At 72.0% G+C, this 25,234-nt stretch carries 24 protein-coding genes and 1 tRNA gene; 17 read left to right on the top strand and 8 right to left on the bottom strand.

The genetic code is table 11. From position 1 onward, the window contains the following. From BM430_RS05860 to BM430_RS05850, 3 genes are read right to left on the bottom strand one after another with little or no spacing between them, the layout of a single operon-like run. A complete protein-coding gene (locus BM430_RS05860; protein ID WP_093566303.1) occupies nt 1–1,131 on the bottom strand; it encodes an ABC transporter substrate-binding protein in 1,131 nt (376 codons plus the stop codon). Further along, nucleotides 1,128–2,513 carry a sensor histidine kinase gene (locus BM430_RS05855; protein ID WP_093566302.1) on the bottom strand — a complete coding sequence of 462 codons (1,386 nt, stop codon included), beginning with the start codon at nt 2,511–2,513 and terminating at the stop codon, nt 1,128–1,130. Before BM430_RS05855 ends, BM430_RS05860 begins: the two co-directional genes overlap by 4 nt. A 24-nt stretch (nt 2,514–2,537) precedes the next feature. Beyond that, entirely contained in the window at nt 2,538–3,215 is a 678-nt protein-coding gene (locus tag BM430_RS05850) for a response regulator transcription factor (protein ID WP_093566301.1), read from the bottom strand. Nucleotides 3,216–3,353: 138 nt separating this feature from the next. On the opposite strand from BM430_RS05850, the gene BM430_RS05845 reads away from it, so the two are divergent. The 5 genes from BM430_RS05845 to BM430_RS05825 all read left to right on the top strand — a co-directional run bounded on the left by BM430_RS05845 (nt 3,354) and on the right by BM430_RS05825 (nt 6,837). Beyond that, nucleotides 3,354–4,124, top strand: coding sequence for an ABC transporter ATP-binding protein (locus BM430_RS05845; RefSeq protein ID WP_093566300.1), 771 nt, complete (start codon nt 3,354–3,356; stop codon nt 4,122–4,124). 26 nt (nt 4,125–4,150) lie between these two features. Continuing rightward, complete coding sequence (locus tag BM430_RS05840) at nt 4,151–5,038, top strand: ABC transporter permease (protein WP_093566299.1); 888 nt, start codon at nt 4,151–4,153, stop codon at nt 5,036–5,038. Between the two features lie 94 nt (nt 5,039–5,132). Beyond that, nucleotides 5,133–6,149, top strand: coding sequence for an ABC transporter substrate-binding protein (locus BM430_RS05835; RefSeq protein ID WP_093566298.1), 1,017 nt, complete (start codon nt 5,133–5,135; stop codon nt 6,147–6,149). A 98-nt stretch (nt 6,150–6,247) separates the two neighbouring features. Beyond that, nucleotides 6,248–6,454 carry a hypothetical protein gene (locus BM430_RS05830; protein WP_093566429.1) on the top strand — a complete coding sequence of 69 codons (207 nt, stop codon included), beginning with the start codon at nt 6,248–6,250 and terminating at the stop codon, nt 6,452–6,454. 143 nt (nt 6,455–6,597) lie between these two features. Next, complete coding sequence (locus tag BM430_RS05825; RefSeq protein ID WP_093566297.1) at nt 6,598–6,837, top strand: hypothetical protein; 240 nt, start codon at nt 6,598–6,600, stop codon at nt 6,835–6,837. Here the strand turns inward: BM430_RS05825 and BM430_RS05820 are convergent. Further along, nucleotides 6,815–7,201, bottom strand: a complete 387-nt coding sequence (locus BM430_RS05820; protein WP_093566428.1) for a response regulator — start codon at nt 7,199–7,201, stop codon at nt 6,815–6,817. The two genes, BM430_RS05825 and BM430_RS05820, sit on opposite strands and share 23 nt — an antisense overlap. Nucleotides 7,202–7,513: 312 nt before the next feature. Between BM430_RS05820 and BM430_RS05815 the strand changes: the two genes are divergently transcribed. Then, a tRNA-Ser gene (locus BM430_RS05815) sits at nt 7,514–7,603 on the top strand. An 85-nt stretch (nt 7,604–7,688) separates the two neighbouring features. Beyond that, the gene (locus tag BM430_RS05810; protein WP_093566296.1) at nt 7,689–8,111 is read left to right on the top strand and encodes a GNAT family acetyltransferase; all 423 of its coding nucleotides are present in this window, start codon (nt 7,689–7,691) and stop codon (nt 8,109–8,111) included. A gap of 239 nt (nt 8,112–8,350) precedes the next feature. Here the strand turns inward: BM430_RS05810 and BM430_RS05805 are convergent, their stop codons facing one another. Then, nucleotides 8,351–9,607, bottom strand: coding sequence for a deoxyguanosinetriphosphate triphosphohydrolase (locus tag BM430_RS05805; protein ID WP_093566295.1), 1,257 nt, complete (start codon nt 9,605–9,607; stop codon nt 8,351–8,353). Between the two features lie 157 nt (nt 9,608–9,764). Here BM430_RS05805 and BM430_RS05800 point away from each other — a divergent pair, with 157 nt between their 5' ends. From BM430_RS05800 to BM430_RS34570, 3 genes are all read left to right on the top strand, one after another. Further along, a complete protein-coding gene (locus BM430_RS05800; RefSeq protein WP_093566294.1) occupies nt 9,765–10,091 on the top strand; it encodes a HesB/IscA family protein in 327 nt (108 codons plus the stop codon). Between the two features lie 31 nt (nt 10,092–10,122). Then, entirely contained in the window at nt 10,123–11,979 is a 1,857-nt protein-coding gene (locus BM430_RS05795) for a hypothetical protein (protein WP_093566292.1), read from the top strand. Between the two features lie 264 nt (nt 11,980–12,243). Further along, complete coding sequence (locus BM430_RS34570) at nt 12,244–12,417, top strand: hypothetical protein (RefSeq protein WP_177302952.1); 174 nt, start codon at nt 12,244–12,246, stop codon at nt 12,415–12,417. A 98-nt stretch (nt 12,418–12,515) separates the two neighbouring features. Here the strand turns inward: BM430_RS34570 and BM430_RS05790 are convergent, their stop codons facing one another. From BM430_RS05790 to BM430_RS05780, 3 genes are all read right to left on the bottom strand, one after another. Beyond that, the gene (locus BM430_RS05790; RefSeq protein ID WP_093566290.1) at nt 12,516–14,051 is read right to left on the bottom strand and encodes an undecaprenyl-phosphate glucose phosphotransferase; all 1,536 of its coding nucleotides are present in this window, start codon (nt 14,049–14,051) and stop codon (nt 12,516–12,518) included. A gap of 160 nt (nt 14,052–14,211) precedes the next feature. Next, nucleotides 14,212–15,372, bottom strand: coding sequence for a glycosyltransferase family 4 protein (locus BM430_RS05785; RefSeq protein WP_244539349.1), 1,161 nt, complete (start codon nt 15,370–15,372; stop codon nt 14,212–14,214). A 325-nt stretch (nt 15,373–15,697) separates the two neighbouring features. After that, nucleotides 15,698–16,270: a polysaccharide biosynthesis/export family protein gene (locus tag BM430_RS05780; RefSeq protein WP_093566286.1), complete on the bottom strand. Its 573-nt coding sequence runs from the start codon at nt 16,268–16,270 to the stop codon at nt 15,698–15,700. Nucleotides 16,271–16,631: 361 nt separating this feature from the next. Between BM430_RS05780 and BM430_RS05775 the strand changes: the two genes are divergently transcribed. The 7 genes from BM430_RS05775 to BM430_RS05745 all read left to right on the top strand — a co-directional run bounded on the left by BM430_RS05775 (nt 16,632) and on the right by BM430_RS05745 (nt 25,117). Further along, nucleotides 16,632–19,121 carry a GumC family protein gene (locus tag BM430_RS05775; protein ID WP_093566427.1) on the top strand — a complete coding sequence of 830 codons (2,490 nt, stop codon included), beginning with the start codon at nt 16,632–16,634 and terminating at the stop codon, nt 19,119–19,121. Nucleotides 19,122–19,272: 151 nt separating this feature from the next. Next, nucleotides 19,273–19,596: a hypothetical protein gene (locus BM430_RS05770; RefSeq protein ID WP_093566284.1), complete on the top strand. Its 324-nt coding sequence runs from the start codon at nt 19,273–19,275 to the stop codon at nt 19,594–19,596. Between the two features lie 22 nt (nt 19,597–19,618). Next, a complete protein-coding gene (locus tag BM430_RS05765; protein ID WP_093566282.1) occupies nt 19,619–20,551 on the top strand; it encodes an ABC transporter ATP-binding protein in 933 nt (310 codons plus the stop codon). Nucleotides 20,552–20,655: 104 nt separating this feature from the next. Continuing rightward, nucleotides 20,656–21,486, top strand: coding sequence for a tryptophan synthase subunit alpha (gene trpA / locus BM430_RS05760; RefSeq protein ID WP_093566280.1), 831 nt, complete (start codon nt 20,656–20,658; stop codon nt 21,484–21,486). 150 nt (nt 21,487–21,636) lie between these two features. Beyond that, entirely contained in the window at nt 21,637–22,572 is a 936-nt protein-coding gene (gene accD, locus BM430_RS05755) for an acetyl-CoA carboxylase, carboxyltransferase subunit beta (protein ID WP_244539342.1), read from the top strand. A gap of 80 nt (nt 22,573–22,652) precedes the next feature. Beyond that, nucleotides 22,653–23,978 carry a bifunctional folylpolyglutamate synthase/dihydrofolate synthase gene (locus BM430_RS05750; RefSeq protein ID WP_093566278.1) on the top strand — a complete coding sequence of 442 codons (1,326 nt, stop codon included), beginning with the start codon at nt 22,653–22,655 and terminating at the stop codon, nt 23,976–23,978. 227 nt (nt 23,979–24,205) lie between these two features. After that, complete coding sequence (locus BM430_RS05745) at nt 24,206–25,117, top strand: outer membrane protein (RefSeq protein ID WP_093566276.1); 912 nt, start codon at nt 24,206–24,208, stop codon at nt 25,115–25,117. The last annotated feature ends 117 nt before the right edge of the window (nt 25,118–25,234 follow it).

Here is a 25,234-nt window from a genome sequence, read left to right as displayed (position 1 = left end):
TCACGGCTCCTCCGCCCGCCGTCCCCCGGTCTGGCCGCCCCCCTCGCCCTTCGGCACCGCCGCGCCGATCGATTGCCGCCACTCGGCGAGGAAGCGGGCGCGCCTCGCCCGGTCCTGCACCGCGAGCAGCACCGGCCCGACGGTGATCGGCCGGAAGGCGCCGGCGGCCGACAGGCTCGGCGGGCCGTTGATCCCGGGCGGCAGCGGGCCGGTGCGGTCGAAGAAGAAGGCCTCCTCACGCGAGACCCGCTGGCCGCGCTCGGACAGGAGGTAATCGACGAAGGCGAAGGCGTCCCCGACCGCCCGGGCGGTGACCGGCACGAGGGCGGCGCGGGCGAGGACCAGGGTGTAGTCCCGCGGCACGATCAGGCCGAGGCGCGCGCCGCGCCTCATCGCCCGGTAGACGTAGGAGCCGAGCAGGTTGTAGCCGATGGCGATGCGCCCGGCCTCGAGATCGGCGATCAGGTCGCCGGTGCAGCAACGGACCTGGAGATTCGCCCGCCCGAACGCCTCGACGAGGCGCCCGTAGGTGGCGGCGGCGGCGCGGCCGTCATACGCGGCGAACAGGTAGCCGATGCCCGACAGCGTGATGTCGTAGGAGCCGATCTTGCCGGCATAGGTCTCGGGCTTGCGCCGCAGGAGGTCGACGAGTTCGACCCGGCTCTGCGGCAGGTCCTCGCGCGGCACGAGGTCGGGCCGGTAGGCGATCACCGCCGGTTCGGTGGTGAAGCCGAACACTTCGTTGCGCCAGGCGGCCCAATCGGGCTGCCGTCCGGTCTCGATCGAGCGGTGTGACCGGGCGCAGCCGTCATTGGCGAGCTTGATCAGGTGGTCGACCGACGAGGAGATCACCACGTCCGCCGCCCGGCCGCGTTCGGCGCGGCCCGCGGCGCAGGACGCCGCGATCTCGCCGAACAGGTCGGCGGTGATGTACTCGTGGTAGACCACCGTCACGTCCGGGTAGAGCAGCTGGTAGTCGCGGATCAGCGGCGCCATCGCGTCGAGGTCGGCGGCGGAGCGGATCGTGAGCGTGGTGCGCTCGTGCTCGCTGGCGGGGAAGCGGGTCGCCTCCTCGGCAACCGCGTGGCCCGCGAGAACGAAGCAGACGAGCAGGGCGAGGCGACGGATCACGGCCGCTCCTCCCCGTCCGGCAGGGACAGGATCACGCAGAACCCCCTCTCCGAGTGCGACTCGAAGCGCATCTCGCCGCCATGGGCCGCCGCCACCTCGGCGGCGATCGACAGGCCGAGGCCGGACCCGACGGTGCCGCCGGTAGCGGCCTGGAACGGCTCGCGCACCCGCGCCCAGTCGCTCGCCGGGATGCCCGGCCCGTCATCCTCCACCGCCAGCACCACCCGGCCGCGCTCGCGCCCGACCCGGACGGTGAGCCGGCCGGGCGCGCCGTGCTTGAGGGCGTTGTGGATCAGGTTCGCCAGGGCCTCGCGCAGGGCGATAGCGTCGCCCGGGATGGTCACGGCCTGGTCCGGCCCCTCGTAGCCGATATCGACCTCTCGGTCGCCCGCCGTCTGCACGGCGTCGATCAGGGTGCGGCGGGCGAGCCCGGCCACGTCGACCGGATCGAAGGCCGCCGTCCGGGCGCGGTGGATCACCATGGCGTGGTTGAGGAGCTGGTTCGTCAGGTGCCCGAGCTCGGCCATCCGCGCGCGGATGCGGGCGAGCTGGTCGCGTCGGCGGCCCTCGTCGGTCTCGTCCGACAGGAGGTCGAGCTGGGCGGCCAGCGCCGTCAGCGGCGTGCGGATCTGGTGCGCGGCATCGGCGATGAAGCGCTTCATCACCGCGACGTGGCCCGAGAGCCGGCCCATGAAGTGGTCGATCGAGGCAACGAGCAGGTGGATCTCCTGCGGGGCGGCGAGGCCGAGGGGCTGGAGGTCGTTGGGCCCGCGCGCCGCCAGCACGCCCTCGATGGCGCCGAGCGGCCGCAGGGCGCCCCGAACCGCCACCGCGACGGCGCCGAGGGCCAGCGCGCTCATCGCCAGCACCATCAGGCTCGCCTTGATCGTCAGCGAACGGGTGAGGCTGCTCCGCGCCTCGCGGGTCTGGGCCACCACCACGGCGGCGAACCCGGCCTGCGTCGCGTCCGGCACGTAGCGGCCCGTCACCACCGCCCGCACCGCGAGGCCGCGATGCTCCCCGTCGAGGAGGAGCGGGCCGGCGGCGAGGCGGGCGCGGTCGACCGGGATCCTGAGGTCGGCATCGCCCGTGAGCAGCCGGTCGCCGGGATCGACCACCTTGTAGAAGATCCGGTCGCGCGGGCTGAGCGCCAGCGTCTCGAAGGCCGAGAAGGGCGGATCGACCGAGATCGCGCGCCCGTCGCTGGCGATGGTCTCGGCGATCTGGAGCGCCGCGCCGACGAGGAGCCGGTCATAGGCCTCGTCCGCCGCGAGCCGCGCCGAGGCCCAGGCGGCGACGAGCAGCAGGGCTGCGCCGACGGCGAGCACCAGGGCCAGCACCGCGACGAGGCGCGAGAACAGCGAGGAGGTGCGGGAGATCATCGAAGAGGGATCATCGAGGCGGGATCACGGATCCGGGCACACCACCTGGTAGCCCAGGCCCCGCAGGGTGCGGATCTCGGCCTGGGCGCCGGCGGCGGTGAGCTTGCGGCGCAGGCGCGCCACGATCTGCTCGACGGCGTTCTCGCTCGATTCCTCCTCGAAGGCGAAGACCCGCTCCAGCAATTCGCCCTTGGCGAAGATGCGGCCCGGCCGCGCCGCCAGGATCTCGATCAGGGTCCATTCCCGCCGCGTCAGGTCCAAGGGCTCGCCCGCCACGCTGGCGCTGCGGGCCTCCCGGTCGAGGCGCAGGTTGCCGAGGCTCAAGGCGTTGTCGGCGTGGCCGCTGTTGCGGCGCAGCAGCGCCCGCACCCGCGCCTCCAGCTCGCGGAAGTCGAACGGCTTCACCAGGTAGTCGTCGGCGCCGAGATCGAGCGCGCCGACCCGGTCGTCGACCTCCGAGCGGGCGGTGAGCACCAGGACCGGCACCGGGCCGCGCCGCGCCCGGAGGCGCTTGAGGATCGCGAAACCGTCGAGGCCCGGCAGGTTCACGTCGAGGATCACGAGGTCGTAGGCCTGCACCTCCAGCACGGCGTCCCCCGCCGCGCCGTCGGTCTCCCAGTCGACCGCGTGGCCGAGCCCGCGCAGGCGGACCGCGATGGCCTCGCCGACGTCCCGCGTGTCCTCGACGAGCAGGATGCGCACGAAATTTCCACTCCCGATCCCGACCGGAACTATCTGTCAGATTGGCAACAGGTTCGAAGCCTATCCCACGCTCCAACGCCCGGCCAGATCGAACGCACGGCCCAACGGCACGACGACGGACGTAAGGGGAGGCCCACTATGAACGCACGCCCAACCATCATCCCCGAGCCGCTGCTCCAGGTCGAGGGCGTCACGCTCCAGTACAAGACCACCGATCACCTGGTCACCGCGACCTACCGGGTCGATTTCGAGGTGATGCCGGGCGACCGCTACATCCTGCTCGGGCCGTCGGGCTGCGGCAAGTCCACCCTGCTCAAGGCGATCGGCGGCTACATGACCCCCGTCGAGGGCGAGATCAAGCTGAAGGGCCGCAAGGTCACCGAGCCGGGCTCCGACCGGATGATGGTCTTTCAGGAGTTCGACCAGCTCCTGCCGTGGAAGACGGTCAGACAGAACGTCGCCTTCGCGCTCACCGCGTCTGGCCGCGCCACCGGCGCGGAGGCCGATGACCGGGCGATGGCCTATATCGAGAAGGTCGGCCTGGCGAAATTCACCGATTCCTTCCCGCACATGCTGTCGGGCGGCATGAAGCAACGTGTGGCGATCGCCCGCGGCATGGCGATGGAGCCCGACATCCTCCTGATGGACGAGCCCTTCGCCGCCCTCGACGCGCTGACCCGCCGCAAGATGCAGGACGAGCTCTTGCGCCTGTGGGACGACACCCGGTTCACGGTCCTGTTCGTCACCCACTCGATCGAGGAGGCGATCAAGGTCGGCACGCGCATCCTGCTGCTCTCGCCCCATCCGGGCCAGGTCAAGGCGGAGCTCAACAGCCTGCCGGCCTCGGAGCTCGGCACCGCCGCGCAGGGCGCCCTCGAGACCCGCATCAACGACATGCTGTTCGCCTGACCGACAGAGAATCCGGGAGACACGCCGTGACCGCCACCCTCGCCCCCCTCACCACGCCTCTGGCCCAAAGGCCCGAGATCGTCCGCGAGACCTCCGCCGCCGGTGCGATCAGCGTCGAGCAGCGCCTGTCCTTCGCCGAGCTCGCCTATCGCCAGAGCTGGCTGCGCAAGGCGCTGGTGCTCGCCGTCCTCGCGGTGATCTGGGAGACTTACGGCCGCTGGCTCGACAACCCGCTGCTGTTCCCGACCTTCTCCGCCACGGTCGAGGCCTTCGCCGCCGCGATCCTGAGCGGCGAGATCCCCACCAAGGCCCTGGTCTCGCTCCAGACGCTGGCCATCGGCTACGGCATCGGCATCGTACTCGCCGCGCTGCTCACCACGCTCGCCATCGGCTCGCGGATCGGCACCGACCTGCTCGAGACGCTGACGGCGATGTTCAATCCGTTGCCGGCGATCGCGCTCCTGCCGCTGGCGCTGATCTGGTTCGGCCTCGGCCAGGGTAGCGTGGTCTTCGTCCTCGTCCACTCGGTCTTGTGGGCGATCGCGCTCAACACCCATGCGGGTTTCCGCTCGGTCTCGAACACGCTGCGGATGGTCGGCCTCAATTACGGCCTGCGCAACCTGAGCCTGGTGCGGGCGATCCTGATCCCGGCGGCCTTCCCCTCGATCCTCACCGGCCTCAAGGTCGGCTGGGCCTTCGCCTGGCGCACGCTCATCGCCGCGGAACTCGTCTTCGGCGTCTCCTCGGGCTCGGGCGGCCTCGGCTGGTACATCTTCGAGAATCGCAACGCCCTCGAGACCACCAACGTCTTCGCCGGCCTGTTCACCGTCATCATGATCGGTCTCTTCGTCGAGAACGTGATCTTCGCCAACATCGAGAAGAAGACGATCCGCCGCTGGGGCATGCAGCACTAAAACCGCGGTCCTGCGCCTTAACCCCCTGGAGCCTTGCCCCCTGGACCGGCGACGGCCCGGGGAGCATGACCGACAAAGTTTGGGAGGAAACCACATGTTCGCACGCAAGCTCCTCGGCCTCGCCGCCGGCGCCGCCCTGGCGCTCTCCATGAGCCTGATCCCGGCCGGGGCCGAGGTGTCGGAGATCCGCATCTCGAAGGGCTACGGCGTCCTCTACCTGCCGCTCTTCGTGATGCAGGAGAAGAAGTTCCTGGAAGCCCAGGCCGCCAAGGCGGGCCTCGGCGACGTCAAGGTGACCTGGCTGACGCTCGACGGCGGCAACGTCATCAACGACGCGATGATCGCCGGCTCCCTCGACATCGCCGGTACCGGGGCGCCCGGCTTCCTCGCCCTGTGGTCGAAGGGCCGCGGCAGCCCGAAGACCGAGGTGATCGGCGTCTCGGGCATGTCGGCCACCGCCCTCGACCTCAACGTCAACAAGCCCGAGATCAAGTCGCTCGCCGACTTCACCCCGAAGGACAAGATCGCCATCCCGGGCATCAAGACCTCGCTCGCCGCGGTGGTGCTGCAGATGGCGGTGGCCAAGCAGTTCGGGCCCGAGAACTACACCAAGCTCGATTCCAGCACCGTCGGCCTGCCCCACCCGGAGGCGGTCGCCGCCCTGCTCTCGGGCAAGACCGAGATCGTCGCACACTTCGCCTCGCCGCCCTTCACCGGCGTCGAGCGTGCCGACCCGAAGGTGCGCACGATCCTCAAGGCCTCGCAGATCTTCGGCAACATCACCCTCGACGTGGTGTTCGCGCTCAAGCGCTTCACCGAGGCGAACCCGAAGACGACCCTGGCCTTCCTGGCCGCCCTCGACCAGGCCTGCGACTTCATCATCACCAACAAGGCCGAGACCGCCGAGATCTTCGCCCGCTCCTCGAAGGTGAAGGTGAGCCCGGCCGACGTCGCCCAGATCCTGGAGGACCCGGACAGCAAGTTCTCGGCGACGCCGCACGGCATCATGGAGTTCGTCACCTTCATGCACCGGGCCGGCATCATGAAGACCAAGCCGGCGACCTGGCAGGACCTGTTCATCCCGGCCCTGCGCGAGCGCGCCGGCAGCTGAACCGCCCGAGATCGCCTTGAGCCGACGACCTCGCCGCGCCGCCTGCGCGGCGAGGTTTTTTTACCTCCGGTTAACCCTGGCCGCTCCTGATGCCGGCCATGCCGACTCAGCCTCTGACAGCCAACCTTTCCCCGGATCCGCTCAGCGACGCCCGGGACCTGCACGCCAGCATCGCGGCCTTGCGCCTCCTCCTGGCGGCGCAGGGCCGCCAGTTCGAGGCGATCGAGCGCCGCCTCTCCCCGGCCCGCAGCCCGGCCGAGACGGGCGCCCGGCGCCTGCGCGCCCTCAAGGCGGAGGGTTTCTGACGCCGGCGGCGCCGGCGCAACCTCGGGATGCAAATCTCCGGGTCGTGCACGTCGGTGACCAGACCGTAACCTTGATCGACTCACCGATGGACCACCCCTCGCCGCACCGCGTTATCCGGTTGACAGTGAGAGGAGTATCCAGCGTGGACACCAGCAGCGGGACGCCCGTGAGCTTGACCCTGGGTCGACACCGGATCGAGGGTGTCCTGCGGGCCGTGGGCGAGTTCGTCGAGATGCCCGGCGCGCCCGGAAGCCCGGCGCGCCGGCTGCGCAACCTGATCCTCGATTTCGGCCAGGCCTGCGCCCCGGTCGAGGTGTGGCTGGCCGAGCCGGAGCCGCAGGGTCCCCAGCTCCCCATCCCTAACCCTTCATCAAGGTCCTGAGCACCTCCAGGATGTCGTCGCCGCGGCAGGGCCGCGCGACGAAGCGGGCATGGGCGGGCATCCGGTCGGGATCGGGCTTGCTGCGCCCGGACACGACGACGATCGGCAGGTCCGGCCGCATCTGCGCCGCGCTGCGGGCGAGGTCGAAGCCGTCCGTCTTGCCGGAGAGCTCGACATCCGTGATCAGCGCGACGATGTCCGACCTCCCGGTCAGCAGGCTGAGGGCGCGCTCGGCGGAGGCCGATTGCAGCGCCTCGTAGCCGGCCGCATCCAGCACGTCGCTGAGATCCATGATCGTCAGCGCCTCGTCCTCCACCACCAGGATCACGGGCCGCTCGTGCTGGGTCTCGTCCTTGGCCTTCACGGTGTCGTTGTCCACGTCGCCTGTCCTCGCCGGTCGTGCCCGTCCGCAACACCCGCCGGGAGGCGGCACGAGGGAACGGGCGGTCTCCTGTTGTTCGGGCGGCCGATCCCGGCCGACCGGCGCCCACACGCCGGCCGATGATCGAAACGGCCGATACCCTGCACCGGTTGCAGCGGCGCCGTGTCCGTCCAACGAGGAATTCTCGGGCTTCCACGGCCTCCCGCCCATCTCGCGCTTGCGTCGCGGCCCGCGCCCCGCTAGAGGACGGCACCTGACCGGCACGGGCGCTCCGCCGCCCCGCCGATCTGGCCCGGAGAGGTGGCCGAGTGGTTGAAGGCGCACGCCTGGAACGCGTGTATACGGGCAACCGTATCGAGGGTTCGAATCCCTCTCTCTCCGCCAGGATTTCTTCCCCGACACCGGCCCCGACGATCCGCTAGAACGTGCGGGATCCAAGCGTGCGGGATACCGGGGACGGCTGCGCGACATGACCCCGACGATTCGCGAGATCGAGGATGCCGACGTGCCGGCGGTGATCGCCCTGTGGCACGAAGCCGGCGTGGCGCGGCCCTGGAACGACCCGGCCACCGACATCGCCTTCGCCCGCCGCGGCCCGCACGGCACCGTCCTGGTGGCGGAGGTCGACGGGCGCATCCTCGCCAGCGCCATGGCCGGCGAGGACGGACATCGCGGCTGGCTCTACTACGTCGCGGTGGCGCCCGGGCAGCAGGGCAGCGGGCTCGGGCGGCGGATGGTCGAGGCGGCGGAAGCCTGGCTCGCGGCGCGCGGGGTCTGGAAGGTGCAGCTGCTGGTGCGCCGGGAGAATGACGGCGTCCTCGGCTTCTACGACCACCTGGGCTATCGCGACACCAACGCGGTCTGCCTGCAGAAAGTAATTGCGAAGGGGTGATCGGGATTTGAACCGGCGGCGGAGCCTGTTCAACAGTCTTGACGCCCTCCGCGTCATTCCGGGGCCGCGCAGCGGAGCCCGGAATCCAGAAACTCAGGTAATTCAGAAGAAGACGGGACGGTCTCCAAATTCTTCTGAACCATCCGCGGTTCTGGATTCCGGGCTCCGCTGCGCGACCCCGGAATGACCCGGTGGATGGCAGTCCTGTCGCGCGGATCGAGAGGCGCTCGCACGACCCCTCACCCATCCAGCCCCGGCCAGATCACCCAATGCAGGTCCGGCGTCTCGGGAAACAGCCGGCGGTGCTGGCTCACCGCGTAGTTGTCGGTCATGCCGGCGATGAAGTCGGCGACGCGGCGCGGGGTGCGGGGGTCGTCGGAGCCGGTGAGGCCGGCGCTCCACTCCTCGGGCATCCGGGTCGGGTCGCGCCGGAAGGTGGAAAAGAGGTCCTCGACGATCGAGGCGGCGCGCCGGCGCACCGCCATCACGCCGGGATGCCGGTACATCCGGGCGAACAGGAACGTCTTGATGTCCCGGTCGGCCGCCGCCATCGCCGGCGAGAAGGCGACCACCGGGCCGGCGGCGTGGCGGATCGCGGCGGCGTCGACGGGCTGCAACGCCGAGAGGCGGCGCTCGGCCTCGGCGATCACGTCCTCGACGAAGCGGGTGATGACCCGGCGGGCGAGCTCGTGCACCACCCGCGAGCGCTCGAGGCCGGGATAGGTGCGGCGGATCTCGTCCAGGAGGCCGGCGAGGAATGGCACCTCCTCGAGGTCGTCGAGGGTGAAGAGATCGGCCCGCAGCCCGTCGTCGAGGTCGTGGGCGTCGTAGGCGATGTCGTCGGCGAGCGCCGCCACCTGCGCCTCGGGGCCGGCGAAGGTCGCGAGCTCCAGGTCGTTCTGGAGGTTGTACTCGGTGATCGCCACCGGGATGCCGCTCGCCGCGTAGTGCGGCGTCGGCCGGCCGTCCCGGGTCAGGAGCGGGCCGTTGTGCTTGACGAGGCCCTCCAGCGTCTCCCAGGTCAGGTTGAGCCCGTCGAAGGTGGCGTAGCGCCGCTCCAGCCGGGTCACCAGCCGCAGGGCCTGGGCGTTGTGGTCGAAGCCGCCGTGATCGCGCATGCAGGCATGCAGCGCATCCTCGCCGGTATGGCCGAAGCAGGTGTGGCCGAGGTCGTGGGCCAGCGCCAGGGCCTCGGCCAGGTCCTCGTCGAGGCCGAGCGCGCGGGCCAGCGCCCGCGCGATCTGGCTCACCTCCAGGGTGTGGGTCAGGCGGGTGCGGTAATGGTCGCCCTCGTGGTGGACGAAGACCTGCGTCTTGTGCTTGAGGCGCCGGAAGGCGGCCGAATGCACGATGCGGTCACGGTCGCGCTGGAAGTCGGTCCGGGTCGGGGAGGGGCTTTCGGGAATCAGCCGCCCGCGCGACGCGAACGGATCGCTGCCGTAGGGGGCCCGCCAGCGCTCGCCTGTCCGTCTCACGTCGCAGCTCCCGTTCGTCATCCGTGCGCCGCTGTTGCGGGCGCACGGCACCCTTGCCCATCATGCGCCGCTGTTGCACGCGCACGGCACCCTTGCCTCTCATGCGCCGCAGTTGCGGCTCACGGCCGGCATTCTTATGTTGCCTTCGCACGCTGGACCCCCACCCGAGAAGCCGTCGATGACCCCGATCACCCTGACGTCCCGCGCCGCCCGCCGCATCAACGAGATCATGGGCGCCGAGCCCCCCGGCTCGATGCTGCGCATCAGCGTGAATGGCGGCGGCTGCTCCGGGTTCCAGTACGCCTTCGACATCGCGAAGGACCGCGCCGCGGACGACCTCGCGGTGGAGGTCGACGGCGCCACGGTGCTGGTCGACCCGACCTCGCTCCCGTACATGGAGGGCGCGACGATCGACTTCGTCAACGACCTGATCGGCCAGTCGTTCAAGATCGAGAACCCGCAGGCCACCGCCTCCTGCGGCTGCGGCACCTCGTTCTCCCTGTAATCCCGCCTTCACGATCCCGGGACGCTCCGCCATGACCCGCTTCTCCACAACGGGCGTGGCCCGGGCCGCGCTCGGCGCTCTCGCCTGCGCGACGCTGACGGTCGCCCTGCCGGTGCTGCCGCCCCTCGCCGGCCCGGCGCTGGCCCAGACGACGCCGACCCAGGATGCGGCGGCCCAAGGCACCGCGGTGGGCGCCACCGTCGCCCTGGACGAGGTCGTGCTGCCGCTGGGGCCGATCACCCTGAAGGCGCCGAAGCTCGAACTGCGCGGCACCGCCCTGTCCCGGGACGAGGCGCGGGCCGTCCTCGATCCGGCCGGGCCCGCGCCGTGGCGGATCCGCCTCGAAACACTCTCCGCCCGCGAGATCGTGATCCCGGTGCTGCGGGTCGAGCAGCCGGCCGGCGGGCGCGTCCAGGTCGCGGTCTACCACGACGTCGTCGCCCGCGACGTCGCGGCGGGCCGCATCGGCACGCTGGAGGCCGGGGGCGCCACCCTGACGGTCGAGGGGCCGGGCCCCGACGCCGCCGGGGCCTACGGCCGCCTGAGCGCCCGCGAGGTCGACCTGCCGGGCCTCGCGCGCCTGTTCACCGAGCCCGGCGGGCCCGACGCGACCCCGATCCGGATCTATGGCGGCGTCACCGCCGAGGACATCGCGCTCACCAACCCCGACGGGGCGGCCCTGCGCATCGCCCGCATCGACGCCCGCGACCTCACCGGCCGGCCGACCACGATCCCGTGGGCGGAGTCGGTGCGGGCGCTCGCGGAGGGAGCGGGCAGAGGAAAAGGGGATTCTGCGGGACCGGAGCGCTCCCGCCTGTCGGGCCTCGCCGCGGACCTCGTCGACGGGATCGGCGTCGGCGGGCTGGAGATCAGCGGCGTCACCTTCGCGGCGCCGGGCGGCGGCAAGCGACCGAACCCGGTCCAGGCGAGCCTCGCCCGCGTGACCTACGGGCTCGAGGACGGGGCCGGCCGGATGAGGGCCGAGGGCCTGTCCGTCGATGCTCCGGCCGGCCGCGTCGCCCTCAAGGGGTTGACGCTGTCCGGCCTGTCGCTCAAGCCGGTGCTGGAGGGTCTGCGCCGCGCCGCCGCCGGCCCGCTCGACCAGGCCGAGCTGCGCCGCTACGCCCCGGGGATCGGCCGCATCGCGCTGGAGACGCTCGACGTCGACCTGCCGGCGCAGCCCTCGGCCGAGGATCCGCTGAAGGCGTCGGGCCCGATGCGCTTCGCCGTGCGCAACGCCGATCTCGCCATGAGCGACCTGCGCGACGGCGTGCCGACCGCCTCGCGCCTCGCCTTCGACGGCTTCACCTGCGCGGTCCCGCCCGGCACCACGGCGCCGGTCCTCGCCGACCTCGCCGGCCTCGGCTATACCAGCCTCGACCTCTCCGGCACCGCCGAGACCCGCTGGGACGAAGCCGCCCGCGAGGTCATCGTCAAGGACGTGACGCTCACCGGCAAGGACATGGGCACCGCCCGGATCACCGGCACGATCGGCGGGATCGGCAAGGAGGTGTTCGACCCCGAGCCGATGGTCTCCTCCCTGGCTCTGCTCGGCGCCAGCGCCAAGTCCCTGGGCCTCACCCTCGAGAATGGCGGCCTGTTCCAGCGCTTCGTCGATCAGCAGGCCAAGGCGCAGAGCCTCAAGCCCGAGGAGCTGCAGCGCGAATACGGCACCGCCGCGATGCTGGGGATCCCGGCGGTCCTCGGCGGCTCGCCATCCGCCAAGGCGCTGGGCCAGGCCGTGTCGCGGTTCGTGGTCAAGCCCGGCCGCCTCTCGGTCAGCGCCGCCGCCAAGGATCCGGCCGGCCTCGGGCTGATGGATTTCAGCACCGCCCCGAGCCCCGGCAAGATCTTCGACCGCCTGACGGTCGACGCCACGGCGGAGTAGCGGCGAGCCCGGTCGTCCGGCCGGGCTCGCTGGCGATGCCTGGAGCCCTCGCTGTCGGTCTGGCGCACCGGAATGCGCAGCTCCGAGTCATCCCGGGTTCCGCTACGCGGCCCCGGGATGACAAGAGGATGTGAATTCGGTCCGGAGGCTTTGAACCGGATCGGAGGTCTCTCCGCCGCAACACGGCACGCAATCACCCTGCAACGGCGCCATCGCACAGGTCCCTCCATCGACGGTCCGACGCGGCCGGGTGAAGGAAGAGCGATGCTGAACGTTGCAAGGATCCTGTTCGTCGCCGTCATCCTGATCGGCCCGACCGGCCTCACCCCCGCCGGGTCGGCCCATATCGTCCCGATCGATCTGGCGGGCGGCACCGCGGCGAAGGTGCCGGCTTCGGAGAGCACCTGCCCGCTGCGGGCGTGGCCCTATATCGGCTGACGAAAGAGGCCGGCCCCGAGGGGACCGGCCCTGCATGGCCGCCGGGCCGCCCCGGCGGCGCCGACAGGGAAGCGGGGACTTGGGGGTCCCCTCCCCGCTCAATACGCGTTCTCGGTCTTGAACAGCGCCAGCGGAGTCATCGCCAGGATCTGCAGGTCGAAGAACACCGACCAGTTCTCGATGTAGTAGAGGTCGTGCTCGACGCGGCGCTGGATCTTCTCGTTGGTGTCGGTCTCGCCGCGCCAGCCGTTGATCTGCGCCCAGCCGGTCATCCCGGGCTTCACCTTGTGGCGGGCGAAGTAGCCGTCGACGATCTGGTCGTAGAGGGTGTTGGCCGCCTTGGCCTGGAGGGCGTGCGGGCGCGGCCCGACCAGGGACAGCTCGCCCCGCACCACGTTGATCAGCTGGGGCAGCTCGTCGAGCGAGCTCTTGCGGATGAAGCGGCCGACCCGGGTCACCCGCGGATCGCCCTTGGTGACGATCTTGTTCGCGGCGTAGTCGCACTGGTCGGTGTACATCGACCGGAACTTGTAGATCTCGATCACCTCGTTGTTGAAGCCGTGGCGCTTCTGCCGGAAGAAGACCGGGCCCGGCGAGGTGAGCTTCACGGCGAGCCCCACCGCCAGCATCACCGGCGAGAGCAGGAGCAGCAGCACGGCGCCGACCATGCGGTCGAACACGCCCTTCACCACGACGTCCCAGTCGGCGATTGGGCGGTCGAACACGTCGAGCACCGGCACCGAGCCGAGATAGGAGTAGCTGCGCGGGCGAAGCCGGAGCTTCGAGGCGTGGGCCGAGAGGCGGATGTCGACCGGCAGGACCCAGAGCTTGGCCAGCATCTGCAGGATGCGCGCCTCCGCCGAGATCGGCAGCGTGAAGACAATCAGGTCGACCTTGGTGCGCCGGGCGAAGGTGACGAGGTCGCTGACCGTGCCGAGCTTCGGGTAGCCGGCGACCACGTCGGAGGAGCGGCCGTCGTTGCGGTCGTCGAACAGGCCGACGACCTTGAGGCCGGAATCGGCCTGCGCCTCGATGGCCCGGATCAGCGCCTCGGCCGGCTCGCCGCCGCCCACGATGGCGACGCGCCGGTCGAAGCGGCCGCGGCGCATCTGTGCGCTCACCACCAGCGACAGGACCAGCCGCTCGACGACGAGCAGCGCCAGCCCGCCGCCATAGACGGTGCCGAGCCACAACCGCGAGTAGTTGTCGCCGAGCTTGGCGAAGAACAGCACGGTCGCGGCGAGCAGCATCACCAGCGACCAGCCGAGCACGACTCGGGCGCCGACGCTGAAGAAGGCTCGGAACGCCCGGATGCCGTAGGCCCCGAGCGCCTGCAGCACCAGCACGTTGAGGCCGGCGAGCCCGAGGATCGCCCCGACGTAGCCGAGATGGAGCGGCACCGCGCCGGCGAGGAGCCAGCGCTGGGCGCACAGGCCGGCGAGCGCCACGAGGACGAACTCGACGGCCCGGACGCAGCCGGTGAACACCACCGGCGAGACGACCGGGTCCGGCCGGACCGGCGCCACCGTCTCGGCGGGCGGCACGGCCTCGCGCTCCGGGCCCGGGCGGCCGAGCGGCCCGGCCGGGTCGGCCGCCACCGTCTTGAGGATGTCGCGGACGTCGAACGCACTCATGGCACGGTTCTCATGACACGGTTCCGGTCTCGGTCGTGACGGGGAAAATCACGCATCGTCCGGGGGTTAGGATTGCGATCCTGCCGGGAAGCCCTGAGGGAAGGCTTAAGGCGACCGCGTCGGGTTTGTCGAAAATCGGTCGTAACCGGCAGGGCCGCGGCTAGCGCCGGGCCCGGGCGGCGGCGTAGCCGGCGAGCCCGTCCTGGGCCATCCGGTCCATCGAGAAGCGGCAGCGGACGAAGGCGCTGAGCGCCGCCGCCTCGCCGGCGCGCTCCTCCGGATCCTGGTCGATCTTGCGCAGGATCGCCCCGCCGAGGGCGGCGACGTCGCGCGGCGGCACCAGGGCCGGCGCGGCGGGCCCGAAGATCTCCGGGATGCCGCCGACATCGGTCGAGACCAGGGGCTGGGCGGCGGCGGCCGCCTCGAGGATGACGTAGGGCAGCGACTCGGCGAGCGAGGGCACCACCATCACAGTGGCGCGGCTCAAGGCGGCGCGGATCGGCTGGGGCGGCTCGAACTGCACGTCCTGGGCGAGACCGAGGGCGGCGACGCGCTCGCGCAAGGCGATCTCGTCCGGGCCGGAGCCGACCACCAGCAGGGTCAGGCGCCGCCCCTGCTCCCGGCGCAGGCGCGCCAGCGCCTCGAACAGCACCGGCACGCCCTTCGCCTCGCGCAGCTCGCCGATATAGACGAGGTCGAACGGCTCCGGGTCCGGAGTGATCGGGGCGAACTCGGCGGCCGAGATGCCGTTGTGCACCACCCGCGCCAGCCGCTCGGTCGGGCCGACATAGGCCCGGTAACGCCCGGCGATGTAATCGCTCTCGAACAGGAAGACGTCGGTGCGGCGGGTCAGCACGCCCTCCGCCAGCATGTAGAGGCGATGGAGCGGCGTGCCCGGGCGGTAGTTGAAGCTGCCCCCGTGCGGCGTGTAGGCGCGCACCGGCTCCGCCCCGCCCAGGGCCGGCACCAGGCGGGCGAACAGGCCGCCCTTGGAGCCGTGCCCGTGCAGCACGGTCGGAGCCAGGCGGCGCACGAGGCCGGAGAGCGCCGCCAGCGCCGCGAGGTCGCTCGGATGCGGGTTGCGGCGCATCGGCAGCCGGGTGATGCCGAGGGAGAGGTGCGGCGCCAGCTCGGCGAGCACCGCCTCGGCCCGGGCGCCCCCGGTGCTGGCGTCGCAGAACAGTCCGACGGCGTGGCCGGCCTCCGCCTGCAGCCGCGCGACGTCGAGGACGTGGCGGAAGAGGCCGCCGACCGGGGCGCGGAAGACGTGCAGGATCCGCTCCCGCGTGGCCGCCGCGGGCGGCGGCACCGGCGCGGCCACCACGGGCGCGGGATCGGCGTCGAGGCGGAGTTGGGAGGCGGCCACGGGCATGTCCTCGGAGACGGATGGCGGCGCCGCGGCGCGCGGCTGCCGATATCTCGCCCAAGGCCCGTGGGCATGAGGTTAAGCGGAGGGAGGGAAGACCAACGCGGACCGCGATGGATGAGGGCGTGGTTAACCGCCGGTCAGCGCAAGTCCGAGGCTTCTGGAGCATCATCCAATGGCGCTGCCATCGGACGATGCTCCAGGTCTTCGATTTTGCCGCATTTTCTTCGACGAGCCGGTGTCCACTTCGTCGGAAAATGCTCTGGCGATCCGTCAGGTGTCAGAACCACCGCTCCTTGACGACGATCGTGTCGCCGGGGCGGACCGGGTAGGTCATCGGCACGATGCCCGAGACGAGGCCGGTCGGCCCCTCGCGGGTGAGCACGGCGTAGTCGCGGGCGGCGCGGGGACCGAAGCCCGCGGCGATCGCCACCGCGGTCTCGACCGTCATGCCGCTGACATAGGGGTACTGGCCCGAGGTGGTGACCTCGCCCAGGATGAAGAACGGCCGGTAGACCTCGACCTCGACGGTGACGTGCGGCTCGCGCACGAAGCCCTCGCGCAGGCGCGCCTCGATGGCGCGGGCGGCCTGCGCGGTCGAGCCGGCCGCGACCTTGATCGGGCCGATCAGCGGCATGGCGATGCGCCCGGCCCCGTCCACCGCGTAGATGTTCGAGAGGTTGTCCTGCCCGAACACGATCACCCGCAGGCGGTCGCCGGCGGCGAGCGAGTAGGCGGCGCCGACCGAGCCGGTGCCGGTCTCGTCGAGGAGCGCGGTGCGGTACTCGGGACGCAGGCAGCCGCCGAGCGCGAGCGTGGTCGCCAGACCTGTGAGAAGGGCGCGTCGGTTCATCGCTTCCGGCCAGTTCAAGTCGTGTCGGTCGTCTTGTCCCCAGGCCTAGAGTGCCGTGGTTAATGAACTCTGACCTGTCGAGGCCGGCCGGCGGACCGGCACAGAGGATTCGGGTCTTAACTGCACGGCAACCTTAATCGAGTGTGCTGGCGGCAAGGCCCGGTCCGGGCCAGCCCCGCCTCCTGATCGACGGTCCGCAATGCCCCGCGTCTTTCCCTTCGCCGAGCGGTCGCATGCCCGCCTGCCCGACCGCCTGGCCGGTCGGGGGCGCCAAGAGCCCACGAGCAAGGACGCCAAGAGCAAAGTCGCCAAGAGCGAGGATTCGCAGGATCCCGGCACCGAGACTGCGGCAAGGACCAGGATGGGACGGAAGCAGGCGAAGTTCACCGGGACCGACAGGCCCGACACGGCGATCCGGGAGCGCGGAAGCGAGGACGGCCTGACCCTCGGCGATGTCGGCCGGCTGCTGGGCCGGCGCTGGCTCGTCATCCTCCTGCCGACCGTGGCGGCCTTCGGCCTCGCCGTGACCTTCGTGCAGGTCGTGCCGCCGCGCTACACGGCGGAAGCCAAGCTCCTGCTCGAGAGCCGCGACAGCGCCCTCACCCGGTTGCAGCAGGACCGGGGGGAGCTGCCCCAGCCGATCGACGAGCAGGCGGTGGCGAGCCAGGTCCAGGTGGTGATGTCGCGCGACATCGCCCGCGAGGCGATCAAGAGCCTCGGCCTCGTCGGCAATCCCGAATTCGACCCGATGGTCAACGGGGTCGGCGGCCTGCAGCAGGTGCTGGTGATGCTGGGCCTCGCCCAGAATCCCCTCGACCGCGAGCCGGTCGACCGGGTGCTGGAGAAGTACTTCGACCGGCTGCTGGTCTATCCGGCCGGCAAGTCGCGCATCCTGACGATCGAGTTCCGGTCGAAGGATCCCGAACTCGCCGCCAGGGCGGCCAATACGATCTCGGACCTCTACCTCTCCTCCCTCGCCGCCGCCAAGGTCGACACCGCCCGCTACGCCTCGACTTGGCTCGGCACGAACATCGAGACCCTGCGCAGCCGCGTCGCGGAGGCCGAGGGGAAGGTCGAGGCGTTCCGGGCGCGCAACGGGCTGATCGGCAGCGGCGGCACCGCCAACCAGCCGCTGGCGGCCCAGCAGCTCGCCGAGATCTCGACCCAGCTGACCCAGGCCCGCGCCGCCCAGGCCGATGCCGGCGCCAAGGCCAAGCTGATCCGCGAGATGATGCGGGACGGCCGCGGCTTCGAGATCCCGGACGTCGCCAACAACGAGCTGATCCGCCGCCTCGTCGAGCAGCGCATCGGCCTCAAGGCGCAGCTCGCGCTCGAGGCGCGCACGCTGCTGCCGCAGCACCCGCGGATGAAGGAACTGCGGGCCCAGCTGGAGGGACTGGAAGGGCAGATCCGCGCCGCCGCCGACCGCGCGGTGCGCACGCTCGAGAACGATGCCCGCATCGCCGGCAGCCGGGTCGAGAGCCTGCAGGCGGCGGTGGACGCGCAGCGCACCGTCGTCGCCAAGGCGAACGGCGACGAGGTCGAGCTGCGCGCCCTGGAGCGCGAGGCGAAGGCCCAGCGCGAGCAGCTCGAATCCTATCTCGGCCGCTTCCGCGAGGCCGCCGCCCGCGACGCGGCGAGCGCCGCCCCGGCCGATGCCCGCGTGGTCTCCCGCGCGGTGGTGCCCGACCTGCCGTCCTTCCCCAAGAAGCTGCCGATCATCCTCTTCGCCACGGTGATCGCCCTGCTGTTCGCCATCGGCAGCGTGGTCGCCAAGGCGCTGCTGGCCGGCGATCCGCCGGGCCGCGGCCGCGGCCGCCCGCCCGTGCGGCGGCCGGAGAGCGAGCCGGTGCCGGAGGCTCCCGTCGCCACGGCGCCCACCTTCGCCCCGGCGATGCCGGCGGCGGCCTCCGCCACCCGTCCGGCCGAGCCGGAGGGGGCCGCCGCGCCGCTCGTTGCCGCCGCGCCGGTCCTCGCCGCCGCGCCGACCCTGGCCGCGGAGCCGGTCCTCGCCGCCGCGCCGGTCCCGGCGGCGAAACCAGCGTCGGCCGCAGAGCCGTCGCCGTCCGAAGCGATGCCATCCCGGGCGGCACCGTCCCCGGCGATGCCGCCCGTCGCGCCGGTCCCGCCGGCCGTCGCGCACGCCCCCGCCGATCCGATCCCGCCGGTCGCGCCGGAGGTGCCCGCCGCGACGGTCCCGCCGGTCGCGGACGCCCTCCTTGCCCCCGCCCCGGTCCGGCTGCCCTTCGAAGCCCGCTACGACCTCGACGTGCTGGTGGCGCGCCTCGACGCGATCGAGACCGCGGGCGGCGGCCGGCGGGTGCTCCTCGTCGGCACCGGTGGCGAGACCGACCACGACGGCCTCGCCCGCAGCCTCGGCCGCGTCGCCTCCCTGCACGGCCGCGCCCTCCTGGTGCGCCTCGACGAGGCGCAGGAGGACCGTCCGGGCCTCATCGACCTCGTCGCCGGGCGGGCCGACTTCACCACCGTGATCCGGCCCGATGCCGGGCCGCGCCTGAACCTGATCGGCCGCGGCCACGGCGACGCCGAGACCCTGGTCTCGGGGCGCGACGCCCTCGGCCTCACCTTCGACGCCCTCGGCGAGGCCTACGACTGGGTGATCGCCTGCATGGACGACGGCTTCGCCGCCGGGACCTGGCCGCTGGTGAGCGCGGTCTCGGCCTGGATGGACGCGGTGGTGATCGCCTCGAACGCCGAGGCCGACGATCCGCGCCTCGTCGGCCTGTACGACACCGCCGAGGCCGCCGGGGTGCCGGAGGTGATCGTGGCCCAGGACCGGGCGCCGTCCGAGATGCCGGCGCCGTCCCACGGCCTGCGCCGGACGGCCTGAGCGGGCACGCGATCGCCGCGCGACCCGGCCGGCGCCCCCGGGATGCGCCGATCGGCGCCGGTGTCCCTCCGGGCGGAAAACATGCATAAGGTGAGCGACCGCCCCTTTTTCGGCCGCCCGCACCCCGCTCGGGCGGCCCCGAGACCCCGCCATGCGCCTCCTCCTCGCTACCGCCCTCCTCGCCCTCGCCGCCGGCACCGCCGCGGCGCAGACCGAGACCACCGCCCCGCTCGGATCCACCCCCGCCGGCGTGACCGCTCCCGACGCGACGCCGGCGCCCGGCGGCCGGCGGCAGCCCCGCCGGGTCGACGGCGCGGCTTCTGGCGGCGCGGGTGCCGCCGCGGTGAAGCCGGCCCCCGCGAAGGCCGACTCGGCGGATGCCCTCCGCAAGGCCCAGGCCGCCACCGCGGCCCGCGACAAGGCCTGGGACAGCCGGATGAAGCGCACCCTCGGATCGATCTGCCACGGCTGCTGAGCCCCGACCGGAGGCGCCGCCGATGATCCGCTTCGAGGGGGCGGGAAAAACCTATCCCGGGCAGGCAAGGCCGGCGCTCGACGCCCTCGACCTCACGGTCGAGGCCGGCACGACCTGCGTGCTGATCGGCCCGTCGGGCTGCGGCAAGTCGACCGCCCTGCAGATGGTCAACCGCCTGGTGGTGCCGAGCACGGGCCGGGTCCTGGTCGAGGGCCGGGACGTCGCCGGGCTCGACCCGATCGTGTTGCGCCGCCGCATCGGCTACGTGCTCCAGGGCGTCGGGCTGTTTCCGCACCGCACGGTGGCGCAGAACGTCGCGACGGTGCCGGGCCTCCTCGGCTGGGCGCGGGCGCGGATCGCAGAGCGGGTCGACGCGATGCTCGACCTCGTCGGCCTCGACCCGACGGAATTTCGCGAAAGGCGGCCGGACGCGCTCTCGGGGGGCCAGCGCCAGCGCGTCGGGGTCGCCCGGGCGCTCGCCGCCGACCCGCCGGTGCTGCTGATGGACGAGCCGTTCGGCGCCGTCGATCCGGTCGCCCGCACCCGCCTGCAGGACGAGGTCCGGGGGATTTTGGCCAAGCTCGACAAGACCGTCCTGATGGTCACCCACGACATCGACGAGGCGGTGCGGATGGGCGACACGGTCGCGCTGATGCGCGACGGGCGCCTGGTCCAGGCAGCGCCGCCCGCCGCCCTGCTCGCCGCCCCCGCCGACGCCTTCGCGGCGGAGTTCGTCGGGGGCGACCGGCTGCTGCGCCGCCTCTCCCTGCTGCCCGCGCGCGACCACGCCGAGCCGGATCCCGCGGGCGACGCGCCGCGCCTGTCTCCCGACGCCTCGCTGAAGGACGCCCTGGCCTTGATGCTGGCGAGCGGGCAGGAGCGGGTCGGGCTGGAAGAGGGATCGGTGAGCCTGTCGCGCCTGCGCGCCGCGGCGGAGGCCGCTCCGCCGGCGTGAAACTTTATCTGCGGCCCCCGATGGTGTAGGCGCGGCGATCCGTTCCGCCCGTCCGCGGCGCGCGCTCCTCCGCGGGCGCGCCGCCGCCCCCGAGGTCGCCCCCGATGTCCACCCGCCTCGCCGACACCTTCGCCCGCTGCCGCGCGGAAGAGCGCGCCGCCCTCGTCACCTACGTGATGGCGGGCGACCCCGATGCCGAGACCTCGCTCCGGATCCTGCGCGCCCTGCCGGAGGCGGGCGCCGACATCGTCGAGTTCGGCCTGCCCTTCACCGACCCGATGGCGGACGGGCCGGCGATCCAGGCGGCGGGCCTGCGGGCGCTCAAAGGCGGGCAGACGCTGGCCGGCACCCTGGAGCTGGTGCGCCGCTTCCGGGCCGAGAACACCGGCACGCCCGTGATCCTGATGGGCTACTACAACCCGATCTACACCTACGGCGTCGCCCGCTTCCTCGACGACGCCAAGGCCGCCGGGATCGACGGGCTGATCGTGGTCGACCTCCCGCCCGAGGAGGACGACGAGCTCTGCCTGCCGACGATCGAAGCCGGCCTCGCCTTCGTCCGCCTCGCCACGCCGACCACCGACGAGGCGCGGCTGCCCGCGGTGCTCGCGAACACCGCGGGCTTCGTCTACTACGTGTCGATCACCGGGATCACCGGCACGGCGACCCCGGATTTCGGCGCCGTCGGCGCCGCGGTCGAGCGGATCCGCCGCCACACCGACCTGCCGGTGGTGGTCGGTTTCGGCGTCAAGACCGGCGCGCATGCCGCGGCGCTCGCCGGCCACGCCGACGGGGTGGTGGTGGGCTCGTCGATCGTCGCCGCGCTCGCCGGCACGCTCGACGGCGAGGACCGGGGAGGGCTCGGCTCGGTCGAGGCGGTGACGACGCTGGTGCGCGAGCTCGCCGCCGGGGTGCGCGCCGGACGCGCGGACTAGAGCATTTTCCGACCAAGTGGCCGCCGGTTGGGCGAAGAAAATGCGGCAAAATCAATGACCGGAGCACCGCCCGATTGCAACGCGATCGGGCGGTGCTCCAGCGCCGCGATCCCCATATCACCGACACGAATCGACGACCGAGGAGCGATCATGGTCGAGGCGATGAACTGGATCTCCGAGGTCGTGCGCCCGAAGATCAAGACGCTGTTCAAGCGCGAGACGCCGGAGAACCTCTGGGTGAAGTGCCCGGAGACCGGCCAGATGGTGTTCCACAAGGAGGTGGAGGCCAACGGCTGGGTGATTCCGGGCTCGGAGCACCACCTGCGGATCACCGCGCAGCAGCGCCTGAAGCTGATGTTCGACCAGGGCACCTGGCTCGACGTGCCGCTGCCCGAGGTGGCGCCCGACCCGCTGAAGTTCCGCGACGAGAAGCGCTACGCCGACCGCCTGAAGGACGCCCGCGCCAAGACGGGCATGACCGACGCGTTCAAGGTCGGGTTCGGGCGCGTCGCCGGCCTGCCGATGACGCTGGCGGTGCAGGATTTCGGCTTCATGGGCGGCTCGCTCGGCATGGCGGCCGGCGAGGCCTTCGTGCGCGGCGCCGAGACGGCTCTGGAGAAGCGCACGCCCTACGTGCTGTTCGCGGCCTCCGGCGGCGCGCGGATGCAGGAGGGTATCCTGTCCCTCATGCAGATGCCCCGCACCACCGTGGCGGTGCGCCGGCTCAACAACGCCCGCCTGCCCTACATCGTGGTGCTGACGAACCCGACCACCGGCGGCGTCACCGCATCCTACGCGATGCTCGGCGACGTGCACTTCGCCGAGCCCGGGGCGCTGATCGGATTCGCCGGCCCGCGGGTGATCGAGCAGACCATCCGCGAGAAGCTGCCCGACGGCTTCCAGCGCGCCGAGTACCTGAAGGAGCATGGCATGGTCGATCAGGTCGTGCACCGGCGCGACCTGAAGGGCACGATCGCGGGCCTGTGCGGGCTCTTGATGCAGGTGCCGGCCGGGACCGCGGAGGCCGAGGCGAAGCCTGAGGCCCGGCAAGAGGCCAGGCAGGACGCCAAGCCCGTCCCGGCGTGAGGCGGCGTCCCTGATCCTCTCGCGTCCCGCCGCCGTCCGGCGGCGGGCCCGGTCCGTCCAGTCCCCCCGCGAGACCGACGATGGAATCCTCCGACGCCCTGATGGCGCGCTTCCTCGCGCTGCACCCGCGCACCATCGACCTGTCGCTCGGCCGGATCGAACGCCTGCTCGCGGCGCTCGGGCATCCGGAGCGGCGCCTGCCGCCGGTGATCCACGTCGCCGGCACCAACGGCAAGGGCTCGACCATCGCCACGATGCGGGCGATCCTGGAGGCCGGCGGCCTCTCGGCCCACGTCTACACCTCGCCCCACCTCGTGCGCTTTCACGAGCGCATCCGCCTCGGCGCCGTCGGCGGCGGCCGTTTCGTGCCGGAGGACCGGCTGGCGGAGGCCTTCGCCCGCTGCGAGGCGGTGAATGCCGGGGCGCCGATCACGGTGTTCGAGATCACCACCGCGGCGGCCCTGCTGCTCTTCTCCGAGGCGCCCGCCGACGTGCTGCTCCTGGAAGTGGGCTTAGGGGGCCGGGTCGACGCCACCAACGTCGTCGACCGGCCGGCCTGCGCCGTGGTGACGCCGATCGGCCGCGACCACGCCGAGTATCTCGGCGACACCGTCGAGGCGGTGGCCGGCGAGAAGGCCGGCATCTTCAAGCGCGGCTGCCCGGCGGTGATCGCGCCCCAGGACTACGCCCAGGCCGACGCGGTGCTCTGCGCCCGAGCCGAGGCGGTCGGTGCCGGGCCGATCCTCGTCGGCAACCAGGATTTCTCCGCCCACGAGGAGCGCGGCCGGCTGGTCTACCAGGACGAGGACGGGCTCCTCGATCTGCCGCGGCCGAAGCTCGCCGGGCGCCACCAGATCGTCAATGCCGGCACGGCGATCGCGGCGCTCCGCGCCGCGGGCTTCGGCGATATCGGCACCGAGGCCTTCGAGGCGGGGTTGTCCGCCATCGAGTGGCCGGGCCGGCTGCAGCGCCTGCGCCGCGGCCGCCTCGCCGGCCTCGTCCCGGCGGGGGCCGAGCTCTGGCTCGACGGCGGCCACAACATCGACGGCGGGCGAATCCTGGCAGCCGCGATGGCGGACCTCCAGGAGCGCGGCGACGCGCCGCTCGTCCTCGTCTCCGCTCTCCTCGGCACCAAGGACGCGGAAGGGTTCCTGGCCAACTTCGCCGGCCTCGCCCGCTTCCTGGTGGCGGTGCCGCTGCCGGGCCAGATGGCGGCGCGGCCGGCCGCGGAGGTGGCGGAGATCGCCGGGCGGGTGGGATTGAACGCCGCGACGGCGCCGAGCCTCGAGGCGGCCCTGGTCTCCTTAAGCGACCGGGCCTGGGAGCGCCCGCCGCGGGTGCTGATCTGCGGCTCGCTCTACCTCGCGGGCGCCGCGCTCTCCGCCAACGGCACCCCTCCGACCTGAGATGACGGCCGCCCTGCAACGACCCGTTGCAGAACGCTGAATCGCGGGGAACGGGACAACGGTTATATGAGCGGGGAAACCCGGGATGGTTTGCCGGCAGGCTTGACATTGACCGGCCTCCCGTCCCCTCCCGTGTCGTTGCCGCACCGATGTGGCTGAACTGCTACATCGTGTGCGAGGGAAATGGTCTAGCTTGGCCTCGATCGGGGAACCTGCTGGGGACCATCATGAAGAAACTCCTGAGTGCTTTCGCTGCCTTCACCGCGCTGACCGCCGCCGCTTCGGCCGCGGACCTGCCGCGTCGCGTTGCTCCGCCGCCGGTCTTCACGCCGGTGCCGGTCTTCACCTGGACCGGCTTCTACGCCGGTTTCAACGCTGGTTACGGCTTCAACACCGCTGACACCCGCGCCCCGACCGTCGTCGGCGTGCCGGCCGGCGCCACCGCCGCCAGCAGCGTGTTCGTCACCGGCGCCGGCGTGCCCACCACCGGCGTGCTCGCCTTTGGCAACCGCAACAGCAACGACGGCTTCGTCGGCGGCGGTCAGATCGGCTACAACTACCAGTTCACCCCGGGCTCGGGCGTGGTCTTCGGTATCGAGGCCGACGCCCAGTACGTCGACTTCGGCCGTGACCGCAACCGCTACGCCTTCGCCACCGTTCCGGGCGGCAGCGTCGCCCCGGGCGCCCTGGTGTTCAACCCGAACGGCATCTCGGGCCTGGACTTCTTCGGCACCGTGCGCGGCCGTCTCGGCTACGCCTGGGACCGCACCCTCGTGTACGCCACCGGCGGTTTCGCCTACGGCTCGGGCGGCGGTCGCGATTTCGGCCTGACCAACAGCTCGCGTGACGACTTCCAGACCGGCTGGACCGTCGGCGGCGGCGTCGAGTACGCCCTGCCCACCGACTCGTTCTTCAACTTCTTCCGTTCGTCGGCGGTGACGCTGAAGGTCGAAGGTCTGTACGTGAAGCTGGACCAGGGCAACCGCAACAACGGCGTGTTCGCCCAGACCGCCAACGGCACGCAGTACTCGGTGTTCTCGCCGGGCGTCGTGTCGGTCGGCCCGGCCACCCTGTACCGTCGCGAGACCGAGTTCGCGGTCGTCCGCGCCGGCCTGAACTACAAGTTCAACGCTTTTTAAGCGTCGCACTCCGTCACCTCGACGGCGCGGAGCCCGGCCTCACGGCCGGGCTTTTCGCGTTTTTGACGTACCGACGACGGAACGAGGCGCGCCCTAGGAGCGGATCCCTTCTCGTTG

This window comes from Methylobacterium sp. 174MFSha1.1, assembly GCF_900116815.1.
Classification (GTDB): domain Bacteria; phylum Pseudomonadota; class Alphaproteobacteria; order Rhizobiales; family Beijerinckiaceae; genus Methylobacterium.
Note: the sequence above shows the minus strand (reverse complement) of the source record. Positions and strands in the feature narration are given on the sequence as shown.